General features: G+C 74.3%; 13 protein-coding genes. 7 read left to right on the top strand and 6 right to left on the bottom strand.

Features of this window, described 5'->3' with window-relative positions; genetic code table 11:
• The first annotated feature begins 190 nt into the window (after positions 1-190).
• From ACFV1L_RS31405 to ACFV1L_RS31385, 5 genes are all read left to right on the top strand, one after another.
• Positions 191-616: a hypothetical protein gene (locus ACFV1L_RS31405; RefSeq protein ID WP_380372350.1), complete on the top strand. Its 426-nt coding sequence runs from the start codon at positions 191-193 to the stop codon at positions 614-616.
• Positions 617-1,108: 492 nt separating this feature from the next.
• The gene (ctaD, locus tag ACFV1L_RS31400) at positions 1,109-2,869 is read left to right on the top strand and encodes a cytochrome c oxidase subunit I (RefSeq protein WP_380372347.1); all 1,761 of its coding nucleotides are present in this window, start codon (positions 1,109-1,111) and stop codon (positions 2,867-2,869) included.
• Positions 2,870-2,992: 123 nt separating this feature from the next.
• A complete protein-coding gene (locus tag ACFV1L_RS31395; protein ID WP_380372345.1) occupies positions 2,993-3,520 on the top strand; it encodes a hypothetical protein in 528 nt (175 codons plus the stop codon).
• Between the two features lie 39 nt (positions 3,521-3,559).
• Positions 3,560-4,279 (top strand): sigma 54 modulation/S30EA ribosomal C-terminal domain-containing protein, encoded by a 720-nt coding sequence (locus ACFV1L_RS31390; protein ID WP_380372343.1) that lies wholly within the window; start codon positions 3,560-3,562, stop codon positions 4,277-4,279.
• Positions 4,280-4,337: 58 nt separating this feature from the next.
• A complete protein-coding gene (locus ACFV1L_RS31385; RefSeq protein ID WP_380372341.1) occupies positions 4,338-4,988 on the top strand; it encodes a hypothetical protein in 651 nt (216 codons plus the stop codon).
• A 165-nt stretch (positions 4,989-5,153) separates the two neighbouring features.
• Here the strand turns inward: ACFV1L_RS31385 and ACFV1L_RS31380 are convergent, their stop codons facing one another.
• The 5 genes from ACFV1L_RS31380 to ACFV1L_RS31360 form a co-directional block, all read right to left on the bottom strand.
• Positions 5,154-5,462, bottom strand: a complete 309-nt coding sequence (locus ACFV1L_RS31380) for a hypothetical protein (protein ID WP_380372339.1) — start codon at positions 5,460-5,462, stop codon at positions 5,154-5,156.
• Positions 5,463-5,540: 78 nt separating this feature from the next.
• Positions 5,541-5,840, bottom strand: coding sequence for a hypothetical protein (locus tag ACFV1L_RS31375; protein WP_380372336.1), 300 nt, complete (start codon positions 5,838-5,840; stop codon positions 5,541-5,543).
• 245 nt (positions 5,841-6,085) lie between these two features.
• The gene (locus ACFV1L_RS31370; protein WP_380372334.1) at positions 6,086-7,258 is read right to left on the bottom strand and encodes a magnesium and cobalt transport protein CorA; all 1,173 of its coding nucleotides are present in this window, start codon (positions 7,256-7,258) and stop codon (positions 6,086-6,088) included.
• A 302-nt stretch (positions 7,259-7,560) separates the two neighbouring features.
• Positions 7,561-7,791: a hypothetical protein gene (locus tag ACFV1L_RS31365; RefSeq protein ID WP_380372331.1), complete on the bottom strand. Its 231-nt coding sequence runs from the start codon at positions 7,789-7,791 to the stop codon at positions 7,561-7,563.
• A complete protein-coding gene (locus tag ACFV1L_RS31360; protein WP_380372328.1) occupies positions 7,791-8,321 on the bottom strand; it encodes a hypothetical protein in 531 nt (176 codons plus the stop codon). The genes ACFV1L_RS31365 and ACFV1L_RS31360 overlap by 1 nt, the downstream gene beginning before the upstream one ends.
• A 176-nt stretch (positions 8,322-8,497) precedes the next feature.
• On the opposite strand from ACFV1L_RS31360, the gene ACFV1L_RS31355 reads away from it, so the two are divergent.
• Positions 8,498-9,409: an N-acetyltransferase gene (locus tag ACFV1L_RS31355; RefSeq protein WP_380372326.1), complete on the top strand. Its 912-nt coding sequence runs from the start codon at positions 8,498-8,500 to the stop codon at positions 9,407-9,409.
• Between the two features lie 73 nt (positions 9,410-9,482).
• Here the strand turns inward: ACFV1L_RS31355 and ACFV1L_RS31350 are convergent, their stop codons facing one another.
• Positions 9,483-10,895: an MFS transporter gene (locus ACFV1L_RS31350; RefSeq protein WP_380372323.1), complete on the bottom strand. Its 1,413-nt coding sequence runs from the start codon at positions 10,893-10,895 to the stop codon at positions 9,483-9,485.
• 181 nt (positions 10,896-11,076) lie between these two features.
• Here ACFV1L_RS31350 and ACFV1L_RS31345 point away from each other — a divergent pair, with 181 nt between their 5' ends.
• A complete protein-coding gene (locus ACFV1L_RS31345; RefSeq protein WP_380372320.1) occupies positions 11,077-11,928 on the top strand; it encodes a helix-turn-helix domain-containing protein in 852 nt (283 codons plus the stop codon).
• Positions 11,929-11,994 lie beyond the last annotated feature (66 nt).

Raw genomic sequence — 11,994 nt, 5'->3', positions numbered from 1 at the left:
GCCCGGGCGGCCCGGCCGGCCCGGCAGGCCCGCCGTTCGGGCCCGGGCAACGAGGCCGTTCGGCCCTTCCGCCGCGGTTTCCGGCTTGGGGACAGTGAGCCCAGGTCAACAGGTCAGCTTTTGTCTGTGTGTCCGGCCCGCACGCGGCGGGCCGGTCGGGTTGGGCGTGGGTGCCCGGAGAGGCCGAGCGATGGAATCCGACGAGGTCATGCTTGCTGTCCGGCTCACCACCGCCGACCGGACGCTGCTGCGCCGGCTGGCGCACGGGCACCGGGGCGACGTGTCCGAGGTGGTGGCCGACGCCCTGCTGGACGTGCTGCCCTTCCTGCTCACCGGCGGCACGCCCCAACTCGCCGACGAGCTGCGGCGGTTCGCGCCGTGCGCGGTGACGGTGTGGCTGCCGCCGGAGCTCGCCGAGCTGCTGCCCGCGCTGGCCGACCGGATGGCGGCGCTGGGCGGCGTCCGGCCGGGCTCGCCGTGCGAGGCGCTGGGCACGGCCGTCCGGCTGTGGCTGCGCCAGGACCCGGCCCGGCTGGCGGCCGGCCTGCGCACCCTGCACCACGCGGACGTCCGCACCCACCACCTGCTCCACCGCGCCCAGCCCGTCGCCGCCTGACGCCGCCCCGGCACCGTCCCGAGGCCGTCCCCGGCGGGCGGCGCCGGGACGCCTCCGCCCCCGCCCGTCCTCGCCGCGGGGGCTTCGGCGTTCGCGCCCGCACGCCCCTCCGGGCCGCTCCGACGTCCGCCCGCGCCGATTCCGGGCCGACCCGCACCGCTTCCGGCCCGGATCCGCGCCGATGCGCGCTGCCGCCCGGTGGCCCGTCAGTCCCGGTCGGGACCGGGCCGTTCGGCTCGTGTGGGCCCGCGGACCGGGGACGTCGGGCCGTGCCGCGCGGGACCATCGGCCCTGGGGTGGCGGCCCGTCCGCGAACGAGCATGGAGCGCTGCCGCTCGGCGGGGTGCTCCACTCCCCGGAAGCACCTGCGGGCCGGGCGGTCCGGCATGCGCCACCGTCCGGCCCGGCCGTCGCCGGTCTCCTGTCATGGCAGGTGACGGCCCGTCGGGCGGTGGCGCCACCAGGTTCGGCAAGGACGAAGGAGGGCGGCCGATGGCTGCCATCGAGGCGAGTCGGGGAATGGCTGCGGCCGAGCCCCGGCGGAAACCGGGCAGCGCGCTGGTGCGGCTGCTCACCACCACCGATCACAAGACGATCGGCACGATGTATCTGGTCAGCGCGTTCGGGTTCTTCCTGATCGGCGGCGTGATGGCCCTGGTGATGCGCGCGGAGCTGGCCCGCCCGGGGACGCAGATCCTCTCCAACGAGCAGTTCAACCAGGCGTTCACCATGCACGGTTCGGTGATGCTGCTGCTGTTCGCGATGCCGCTGTTCACCGGCTTCGCCAACTGGATCATGCCGCTGCAGATCGGCGCCCCCGACGTGGCGTTCCCGCGGCTGAACATGCTGTCGTACTGGATGTTCATGTTCGGCTCGCTGATCGCCGCGGCCGGCTTCCTCACCCCGCAGGGCGCGGCGGACTTCGGCTGGTTCGCGTACGCGCCGCTGTCGGACGCGGTGCACTCGCCGGGCATCGGCGCCGACATGTGGATCATGGGCGTGGCGTTCAGCGGCTTCGGCAGCGTGCTCGGTGCGGTCAACTTCATCACCACGATCATCTGCATGCGCGCGCCCGGCATGACGATGTTCCGGATGTCGATCTTCGCCTGGAACGTGCTGCTGACCTCGCTGCTCGTGCTGATGGTCTTCCCGGTGCTGGCGGCGGCGCTGCTCGCCCTGGAGGCCGACCGCAAGTTCGGGGCGCACGTCTTCGACCCGATGAACGGCGGGCCGATGCTGTGGCAGCACCTGTTCTGGTTCTTCGGCCACCCCGAGGTGTACATCCTGGCGCTGCCGTTCTTCGGCATCGTGTCCGAGGTCATCCCGGTGTTCAGCCGCAAGCCGATGTTCGGCTACTCCGGCCTGATCGCCGCGACCATCGCCATCGCCGGCCTGTCGGTGACCGTCTGGGCGCACCACATGTACGTCACCGGCCAAGTGCTGCTGCCGTTCTTCTCGTTCATGACCTTCCTGATCGCCGTGCCGACGGGCGTGAAGTTCTTCAACTGGGTCGGCACCATGTGGAAGGGCTCGCTGTCCTTCGAGACGCCGATGCTGTGGGCGACGGGCTTCCTGGTCACCTTCCTGTTCGGCGGTCTGACGGGCGTTCTGCTGGCCGCGCCGCCGCTGGACTTCCACGTCTCCGACTCGTACTTCGTCGTCGCCCACTTCCACTACACGCTGTTCGGCACCGTGGTGTACGCGATGTTCGCCGGATTCCACTTCTGGTGGCCGAAGTTCACCGGGCGGATGCTCGACGAGCGGCTCGGCAGGATCACCTTCTGGACGCTCACCGTCGGCTTCCACACCACCTTCCTGGTCCAGCACTGGCTCGGCGCCGAGGGCATGCCCCGCCGCTACGCCGACTACCTGGCCGGTGACGGCTTCACCGCCCTCAACACGATCTCCACCATCGGCTCGTTCCTGCTCGGCCTGTCGATCCTGCCGTTCCTGTACAACGTGTGGAAGACCGCCAAGTACGCGCCCAAGGTGGAGACCGACGACCCGTGGGGCTGGGGCCGGTCCCTGGAGTGGGCGACCTCCTGCCCGCCGCCGCGGCACAACTTCGGCAAGCTGCCGAAGATCCGCTCCGAGTCCCCGGCGTTCGACCTGCACCACCCGGAGATCGCCGCCGCGGACTACCTCGACAACCACGGCACCCCGGCGCCGCACCTCGCCGACGTCACCCCGGCCCGGTTCGACCTGCCGGAGCGCGAGCGCCGCCGCCTCGGCTCCGCCGCTTCCGAGGACTGAGCCGGCCCTTCCGTCCGCCGGCCGACGCCGGCCGACGGCCCATCGACCGCCGTCCCCGCCCCGCCGTCTCCCCCGGTCCGGGGCGGGGCGGGGACGGCACCCCTCAGCACTGGAGGACCCGCCATGGCCCACCCCGTCCTGGCCCTCGGCACCGCCGTTCTCACCGCCGCCGGCAGCGCCTGGTACCTGCCCGCGCTGCTCGACCTGCGGGCCGGCGCCGACCGCCCGCGCGCCGTCCGCCTGGCCGCCACCGGCTGCCTGCTGTGGTGGTGCGGACTCGGCGCGGCGGCGCTGCTGCTCGCCACTCCGCTCAGCTGGCAGGTGCCGCTCGGCGCGGCCCTCACCGGCGCCCTGTCCGGTCTGGCGCTGCGCGCCCTCGCCGCCGCCGAACGCCGCGCCGACCTGCGCGAACAGGACCGCATCTGGGGCGGCTCGCCGTACGAACTGCCCGCCGTCCGCGGCGTGCGACCGTCGCCCGCCGCCGTCGGCTGGGTGACCGGCGGCCTGGCCGTGGCCGCCGCGACCGCCGCCGCCACGCTGCTCGCCGGACGGACGGGGCCGGCCGGCTCCGCCGTCGTCACCGTCGCCGGGTCGGTCGGGCTGTGCCTGCTGATCCTGCTGGTCGCCCTGAACCGCACCCGCCCGCACTGACCCGCCCTCTCCCCCTCTCTCCCCGGAGGAAGCACAGTCATGGACGTCGCCGAGTCGATCACCCTGCACCCGGCCGGACTGCCGGGCGAGGCGGCCGCTCTCGCCCGGGCCCGGATCGCCGCCGTCGCGCAGGACGCCTCCGCGCTGGTCGAAGCCGTCCGGATCCGGCTGGCCGCCGCGCCGGGACGGGTGCTCGCCCAGGTCAACGCCGAGGTGGACGGCCGCCGGATCCGGGTCCAACTGGCCGCCCGCGGCGTCGGCGAGGCCGCCGACCGGCTCGCGGACGGACTGCGCCAGCGCATCCGCGCCGTCTCCGCGAGCTGGCGGCCGCGACCGTGGCCCTCCGGCGACCGCGCCGTGGGCGTGCCCGCGACCGGCAGCGAGCGCATCGTGCGCGTCAAGTCGCCTTCGCTGGTGTGGTGTTCGCCCGACGCGGCGGTGCGCACCCTGGACGCGATGGACTACAACGCCCATCTGTTCACCGACCCGGCGACCGAGACCGACGCCGTCGTCCACCGGGTCGGCCCCACCGGCTACCGGCTGGCCCGCACCCTGCCGGCCGCGCCGCCGCAGCGCCCCGCGACACCGCTGACGCTCAGCCCGCACCCGGCACCGCCGCTGACCGACCGTCAGGCCGCGGCCCGCCTCACCGCGGCCGAACTCCCCTACCTCTTCTTCACCGACCCGGCCACCCGCCGCGGCCGCCTCCTCTACCGCCGCCTCGACGGCGACCTCGGACTGGTCGTCCCGGCCGGCTGAGAAATCCTGGTGAGAGGCCCTCCGTCACCCGCTAGAGTCCGGACTCGTGCAGCAGCGGGTGACGGTTCATCATGTCCGTACCGGGCCGACCGAGTACCGGGTGATCCGGGCCGCCGACGGCCCCGGGCGGCTCGTCCTCCTCGACCGCCACCACCTGCTCGACATGTACGCCGACCTCGACGGGCTGACCCGGCTTGCGGCGCTCTGGTCCCTGGCCGCCCGCTCCGCGCGCTCCCTGGTCCACCTGCCGCTGCGCGGCCGGCCCGCCCCGGCCGGCTACCACGACGGCCTCCCGAACGAGATCCCGCCGGTCGCCCTGGACGTCCTCCTGGTCCACCACAGCCTCCAGTTCCGCCCCGCCGACTGGAAGGCCCTCCGCAACCGCCTCGGCCCCGGCCGCCCCCACACCACCGCCACGCCGGACCAGGACTTCCCCGCCGAGTACGGCTCGGTCCGCCGCCGCCCCCACGACCACCTCCGCTTCGACCGCGCCGCCCGCACCCTGGTCGTCACGGGCAGCCCCGCCGCCTTCCGCTTCGAGGGCACCGGCCTCCGCCGCCTCCTCACCGACGCCCCCGCCGCCCACCGCACCTGGCCCGCCACCCACCAGTGCACCGAACTCGACGCCGGCCCCTGGCTCACCTACCCCGTCCACACCCCGGTCCCCCGCCGCATCCACCTCCAGTACTGCCCGGACTGGCAGCTCTGACGGCCGCTCGGCGCGAACGGACCCGGCGGGGCACGCAAGCCGCGCAGGGGGGCACGTGGGAGGGGCAGGGGTCTTTCGCGGCCCGTCCGGGGGTCGTCTCCGGCCCCGTGCGGGCCACCTTCGCCGCCCGCGCGGACCGTCCAACACGCCCAAGGGGACGAGGACTTAACCGGGGTGCCGCCACCAGAGGTTCCAGCTGCCGTTGGCGCCGGACGAGCAGTAGAAGTACTCGTTGGCCTCGCCGGTGAGGTTGCCGTAGGCGATGTTGTTCCAGTACGCGCGGCCGACCTGGCAGTCGTTGTACGAGCTGCCGCCGTTCTGGTATTGGATCCACAGTTCGTTGACGTAGGTGGCAGCGGGTGCCTCCGAGACCGTCGTGCCCGTCGGAGCTGCGACGGCTGCGCCGGCGCCTCCGGCGAGCGCTGCGGCAGACGCCGCGACGGTCAGCGCCACCACGGCCGACGCTCGCTTCATCCTCAAGAACATGGTGCGGTTCCCCACCTTCCGTTGATTGCCCACGAAGAGTTGTGTCCGTCGGGTGTGCCGCCCGGCTCACACGTTGTGCCGCCACCACAGATTCCAGGAACCGTTGGCACCGGGCGCGCAGTAGAAGTACTCGTCGTTCCCGCCGTTGGGGTTGCCGTAGTAGACGTTGTTGAAGTGGACGATTCCGAGCTGGCACTGATTCCAGGCAGTCGCTGCCTGGGTGTACGAGAAGTACAGCTCGTTGATCGTGCTGGCCACGGCGCTCGGAGCCGCCGTCGCGGTGCCGGTGCCCGCGGTGAGGGCCGCGGCGGAGGCGACCAGCGCCACCGCGACGGCCGAGGTTGCTCGCTTCAGTCGGGAATACATGCGCGTGTCCTCACGTGGTGGGTGAGAGCCTGAGCCCTGGTGTGCGGATCCATGGCCGAACCGGTGCTCTCTCAGGCCGGCTGACGGGCCTTCACCGGGTGGCCGGTGCCCATATCCTGGTCCGGATCGACCTGCGGGACATCCGTCAAATGACGGTTGAGGTCGACCGGTACAAGGGTGCGCGACGTAAGAAGCCCCGCGCCGTCCGGTGCGTGGGGCAGGCGGGGGGGGTTCGACGACGGACCCTAGAGCCAGTCGCGCTTCTTGAAGATGAAGTAGAGGCTGGCGCAGACCACGCCCATCAGCGCGATGGCGAAGGGGTAGCCGAAGGCCCAGTGGAGTTCGGGCATGGAGTCGAAGTTCATGCCGTAGACGGTGCCGATGAGGGTGGGGGCGAAGAGGATGGCGGCCCAGGAGGAGATCTTCTTGATCTCGTCGTTCTGGGCGTGGCCGGCCTCGGCGAGTTGCTTCATCTCCTCGTTCTGGCGCTGGGAGACCAGGGTGGCGTTGACGGTGAGGATGTTCTGGAGCATCTGGCGGAAGCCGTCGACGCGTTCGGCGGCGTAGGTGGCGTGGTCGGCGACGTCGCGCAGGTAGCGCTGGAGTTCCTCGTCGGTGCCGTACTTCTGGAAGCCGGCTTCGAGGGCGCGCATGATCTCCAGCAGGGGGCCGGTGGCGCGCTGGAGTTCGATGACTTCGCGGGAGAGTTCGTAGATGCGGCGGGAGACCCGGGGGTCGCCGCCGAAGACCTCGGTCTCGATCTCGTCGATGTCGTGCTGGAGGCCGGCGATGACGGGGGCGTAGCCGTCGACGACGGCGTCCAGGACGGCGTAGAGGACGGCTTCGGGGCCGAGGGCGAGGAGTTCGGGGTCGGCTTCGAGGCGGCCGCGGATCATCGACAGGTCGGGCGACTGGGAGTGGCGGACCGTCAGGACGAAGTCGGGGCCGACGAAGAGGTGGATCTCGCCGAAGTCGACCTCTTCGACGTCGTCGAGGTAGCGGGCGGCGCGCAGGACGACGAACAGGGTGTCGCCGTAGCGTTCCAGCTTGGGGCGCTGGTGGGCGACGATGGCGTCCTCGACGGCGAGTTCGTGCAGGTCGAACTTCTCGGCGGCTTCGACGAGTTGGGCTTCGGCGGGCCGGTAGAGGCCGATCCAGGCCATGGTGCCGGGCTTGCCCGGGAGTTCGCGGTAGATCTCGGCGAGGCTGGCCGGCGCCTCTATCCGCCGGCCGTCGCGGTACACGGCGGCGTCGACGACGGAACGCTCCAGCGTGACGGGCTGGTCGTCGTCCTGGTTCTGGTCGGAGCGCGGGTCCATGGAGTGCTCGGGGGCCGGCGAGCGGTCGGCGGCGGGCCGGGTGGTGCGGCTGAACGGTCGCTTGCTCGCGCGCACGGCGCGCACTCGCCAGTCGGACATGGCGGGTACCTCCACGGGTCTGGGTCCGTCGCGCCCGCACGGCGGGGTGGGACGGCCGGCCCCGAAGGTCGTCCGCGCGCACGCAGGCGGACCGGGGGAACGCGAGGCGGCGTTCAGCGGGCGGTGCGCGGGCGGGGGTTACGGGGGCCGGGAGCGGTTGAGAACTGCCCGGAGCGGGGCCGACTTCGGCCCGGACTACTGCACTCCACTGCTCTCACCTCCGTACCTTCCGGACGCACCGGGCGTCACGACCGTCGCCCAGTGTAGCCCCGCCCTCCCCCGCCTCCCGGCCACGGGGCCGGTCACGCGGCGTCGCGCCGTGCCGCGGCGGTCCCGGCCGTGGCGGCCCGGATGCGCACCTGGTCCGCCGGGTCGCGGATCCGCCGCACCGCCCGGCCGACGGCGAGCACGCCGCGCGCGGGCGGCGCGACGTCGCCGATGACGGGGTTCTCGGTGAGCCGGGCCGGCCGGCCGAGGTCGTGGCCGTCGAGGGTGGCGAGGGAGTCGGTGACCCGGCACGTCCGCTGCGGCATCAGCGCCCGTGGTGCCCGCTGGGCTTCGGACCGGCCGTCCGCAGCCGGCCGAGGCCGGGCCCGCGGGCCGGCACCTCGCGCCTCCGCACCAGCGGCGCGGGCCGCCGACCGGACGGCGGCAGAACGGAACTGACGGCGTCGAGGGCACGGGGCACGGGCCCGTCGGCGGCGGAGACGGTCGAGCCGGGCGCGGGGCGGTCCATGGTGGCGAGCAGGGTGTCGGGGCCGGTCCGGGTCGGCCCGATCCGGGCGGTGCCGGTGTGCGCGCAGGCCGCGCCGTGGTGGCGCGGGCAGGCGGACTCGACGCGCGGCCCGTCGACGTGGATCGACCACTCGCCGTCCGGGGTGCGGTGCCGCACGCTGCGGTACGGGCCGGAGCCGCTCTGCGGGAGGCCCCGCAGCGCGAGGACGCGCCCGGTGTCGAAGGGCAGCCCGAGGACGGCCCGGCCCCGCGCGTGCTGGTATCCGTCCCACGGGCTGCCGCCCTGCCCGGTCGGCGGGTGGGACAGGTGCGACGCCGGGTCGACCATGGCGACCACCTCCCTCCCGACGGGTGCTGTCGCTCCCCCGGCCTCCCACCGGGCCGCGCGGCCCGGACGCCGCAGCGGTCCGCTCGCCGACACCTCACTCGGGAGACACGGCCGTGGTCCGCCGCCCGGCGAAAATCGGTGTCGGGCGGAGGGCAGGTGATGGCAGGCTCCGAACCATGATCGATCCGACCGCCGCCACCGCCCCGGCCGACACTCCCGCCGACGACCCGGCCCCCGCCGGCGCCCCGACCGCCGACGACCCGGCCCCCGCCGGCGCCCCGACCGCCGACGACCCGGCCCCCGCCGGCGCCCCGACCGCCGACGACCCGGGCGCCGGCACCGAGCCGGGCGACATCGTGATCAGCACGCTCGCCGAGCGCCCGACGCTGATCCCGCGCCTCTACGAGTTCACCGACGCCTGGCCGGCGTTCGTCGAGCACGATCCGGTGGCGGACGCCTTCATGGGCCACGTGGCGACGGCGTTCCCGGAGCACTGCGTGGTGGCGACCGACGGCGACCGGGTGGTGGCGCGGGGAATGAGCGCGCCGTTCGACGGCCGGCTCCCCGGGCGGGACGAACTGCCGGACCGGGGCTGGGACCAGGTGCTGGCGTGGGCGTTCTACGACCGGCGCCGGGAGCGGGCCGCGACGGTGGTCAGCGCGCTGGAGATCACGGTCGACACCGGGTACCTGGGCCGCGGCCTGTCGTACCGGCTGCTGCACGCGCTGCGCGCAGCCGCCGCCGCGCAGGGTCACCGCGAGCTGCTGGCGCCCGTCCGGCCGACGGCGAAGCACCTCGAACCGCACGTCCCGATGTCGGAGTACGTGGGCCGCCGCCGCGCGGACGGCCTGCCCGAGGACCCGTGGCTGCGGGTGCACGTCCGGGCGGGCGGCGAGATCGTGCGGGTCGCGCCGGCGTCGATGACGGTCAGCGGTTCGCTGGCGCAGTGGCGCGACTGGACGGGGCTCCCGTTCGACCGGGACGGTGCCGTCGAGGTGCCGGGCGCGCTCGCCCCGGTGCACTGCGACCTCGCCCAGGACCACGCGGTGTACGTGGAGCCCAACGTGTGGGTCCGCCACCGCACCTGAGCGCCCGGATTCCGCCGCGCGGTGGCCATCGGGCCGGTCCCCCGCACCGGGCGACCGGCCGGATGACGTGGCGTCAACTCCTCGGCCTCAGCCGGGTGGAGGCCAGGACGGCGACCAGCACGAGGGCGGTGTTCGCGAGGACGGCCAGCACGATGCCGGTCAGGATGCCGTGCGCGGGGGCGGCGGCGGTGACGATCGCGCTCATCACGGGGGTGCCCAGGGTGATGCCGATCTGCTGGGTCATGGTGGCGAGTCCGGCGGCGGTGCCCTGTTCGCGGTCGGGCAGGCCGGCGGTCGCGGTGACCATGAAGCCGACGATGACCAGCATGTTGCCGACGCCGCCGACGAAGGTGGCGGGCAGCAGCAGCCACAGCCACCCCGCGCCGGGGCCGAGCAGCAGCAGGGCGCCGGTCGCCGCGGCCTGCGCGAGGCCGCCGGCCAGCAGGGCGCCGCGGGTGCCGAGGCGGGCGATGGCCCGGGCGGCGAGGGTGCCGCCGAGGACGGTGCCGAGGCCGAGGACGCCGAAGGAGAGCCCGGCGGCGAGGGCGGAGAAGTCCAGCACCTCCTGCAGGTAGAGGGTGAGCAGGAAGACCAGCGAGGTCTCGGTGAGGAAGGCCAGCAGGCCGATCAGGTTGCCGAGCCGGACGGTCGGGCGGCGCAGCACGGCGGGCGGGACGAGCGGTGCGGCGGCGCGGCGTTCGACGGCGGGGAAGACGCCGAGCAGGGCGGCGCCGAGCAGCAGGACGGGCAGGGCGGTGGGGTGGGTCCAGCCGTGCCGGCCGGCCTGGGTGAGGCCGAGGACGGCGGCGAGCAGGCCGAGGGTGACGGTGATCGCGCCGGGCAGGTCGAGGCGTTGGCGGGCGTCGGCGTCGGGGCGGCTCTCGGCGAGGACGCGGGGAGCGGTCAGCAGGACGGCGAGCGCGACCGGGACGTTGATCAGGAACGCCCAACGCCAGGACAGCAGGTCGGTGAGGACGCCGCCGAGGACCGCGCCGGCCGTGAAGCCGGCCGACATCAGGGCCCCGTTGAGGCCCAACGCCCGTTCGCGGAGCGGGCCTTCGGGGAACGCGGTGGTGAGCAGGGCGAGTCCGGCGGGGGTGACGGCGGCGGTGGCGAGGCCCTGGGCGACGCGGGCGGCGATCAGCACGGCCGGGTCGGTGGCGAGGCCGCCGGCGAGCGAGGCCGCGGCCAGCAGGGCGAGTCCGAGCAGGAACAGCCGTCGGCGGCCGTACAGGTCGGCGGCCCGGCCGAACAGCAGGGTGAATCCGGCGGCGGGCAGCGCGAACGCGGTGGCGATCCATTGGAGGCGGCCGATCGGCAGGCCCGTGCCGGTGCCGATCGCGGGCAGTGCCACGTTGAGGATGGAGAAGTCCACGGCCAGCATGAACTGGGCCACCAGCAGCACGACCAGGACCACCAGGGTCCGTCCGGCCGGGCGTGGCGCCGTCTGCGGCGCGGCCGGACCGGCCAGGCGAGTTGTCGACATGTCAATCAACCTTCCGACGGGAACGAGCACGTCGTGTGCTCCGGGAACCTCGGGAAGGAGCCTGCGCCGTCCCGGCGGACCGAGGCAGCCCCCGGCCGAAGCCACCCTCCGGGAAGGTGGCACTGGCAGGGTCACCCTCCGGCGCAGACGGGCCCGACCTGCGGCGGGCACACTGGTGCGCATGCACACTTCGACCGATCTCGGGGAGTTCCTGCGCAGCCGTCGGGCCCGACTCCGGCCGCAGGACGTGGGGCTGAACGCGACGGACAGCCGCCGCCGGGTGCCGGGCCTGCGCCGGGAGGAGCTCGCGCTGCTGGCCGGCGTGAGCGTCACCTACTACACCCGGCTCGAACAGGGGCAGAGCGTCAACGCCTCGGACGGCGTGCTGGACGCGGTGGGCCGCGCGCTGCGCCTGGACCGCGACGAGCAGGCCCATCTGCGCGACCTGGCCCGTCCCCGGAAGGCCGCGAGCCGGGGGGCGGCGGCGAAGCCGGACCGGGTGCGGGCCGCAACCCGGCAGTTGATCGCGGCGATGGACCGCGTCCCGGCCGTGGTGCTGGACCGCCGCAACAACGTGCTGGCGTGGAATCCGCTCGGGCACGCCCTGCTGGCGGGGCACCTGGACCGGGACAGTCCGGACCGTCCGGCCGAGCGGCCGAACCTGACCAGGCTGCTGTTCCTGGACCCGCACACCCGGGAGCTGTACGCCCACTGGGAGAGCGAGACCAGGGTGGCCCTGGCCGCGTTGCGGCTGACCGTCGGCCGCCACCCGGAGGACCGGCAGCTGGCCGAACTGGTGGGTCATCTGGCCATCCACAGCCCGGAGTTCGCCGCGCTGTGGGCCCGGCACCCGGTGCGCGAGTGCACGGTCGGCAGCAAGTCGTTCCACCATCCGCTGGTCGGCGAGCTGGAGCTGGCCTTCGAGAGCCTGACCACCTCGGACGGCAGCGGCCACCGGGTGCTGCTGTACAGCGCCGAGCCCGGCTCGCCGTCCGCCGCGGCGCTCGGCCTGCTGGCCGGCACCCTGCACTGACGGCCGGCCCGGCCCCGGGCCCGGCGGGATCCGGAATTCGGCGACCGTCGGCCGGAGTTCGCTGAT

Source organism: Kitasatospora sp. NPDC059646, assembly GCF_042734615.1.
GTDB lineage: Bacteria > Actinomycetota > Actinomycetes > Streptomycetales > Streptomycetaceae > Kitasatospora.
The sequence above is the reverse complement of the archived record's forward strand: the minus strand, read 5'-3'. Positions and strand labels throughout refer to the sequence as shown.

Excerpts from the sequence above, each read along its gene's own strand:
- ACFV1L_RS31405 (WP_380372350.1), top strand. The coding sequence starts at position 191 with ATGGAATCCGACGAGGTCATGCTTGCTGTCCGGCTCACCACCGCCGAC.
- ACFV1L_RS31355 (WP_380372326.1), top strand. The coding sequence starts at position 8,498 with ATGATCGATCCGACCGCCGCCACCGCCCCGGCCGACACTCCCGCCGAC.
- ACFV1L_RS31345 (WP_380372320.1), top strand. The coding sequence starts at position 11,077 with ATGCACACTTCGACCGATCTCGGGGAGTTCCTGCGCAGCCGTCGGGCC.
- ACFV1L_RS31390 (WP_380372343.1), top strand. The coding sequence starts at position 3,560 with ATGGACGTCGCCGAGTCGATCACCCTGCACCCGGCCGGACTGCCGGGC.
- ACFV1L_RS31370 (WP_380372334.1), bottom strand. The coding sequence starts at position 7,258 with ATGTCCGACTGGCGAGTGCGCGCCGTGCGCGCGAGCAAGCGACCGTTC.
- ACFV1L_RS31375 (WP_380372336.1), bottom strand. The coding sequence starts at position 5,840 with ATGTATTCCCGACTGAAGCGAGCAACCTCGGCCGTCGCGGTGGCGCTG.
- ACFV1L_RS31350 (WP_380372323.1), bottom strand. The coding sequence starts at position 10,895 with ATGTCGACAACTCGCCTGGCCGGTCCGGCCGCGCCGCAGACGGCGCCA.
- ctaD (WP_380372347.1), top strand. The coding sequence starts at position 1,109 with ATGGCTGCCATCGAGGCGAGTCGGGGAATGGCTGCGGCCGAGCCCCGG.
- ACFV1L_RS31365 (WP_380372331.1), bottom strand. The coding sequence starts at position 7,791 with ATGCCGCAGCGGACGTGCCGGGTCACCGACTCCCTCGCCACCCTCGAC.
- ACFV1L_RS31380 (WP_380372339.1), bottom strand. The coding sequence starts at position 5,462 with ATGAAGCGAGCGTCGGCCGTGGTGGCGCTGACCGTCGCGGCGTCTGCC.
- ACFV1L_RS31360 (WP_380372328.1), bottom strand. The coding sequence starts at position 8,321 with ATGGTCGACCCGGCGTCGCACCTGTCCCACCCGCCGACCGGGCAGGGC.
- ACFV1L_RS31395 (WP_380372345.1), top strand. The coding sequence starts at position 2,993 with ATGGCCCACCCCGTCCTGGCCCTCGGCACCGCCGTTCTCACCGCCGCC.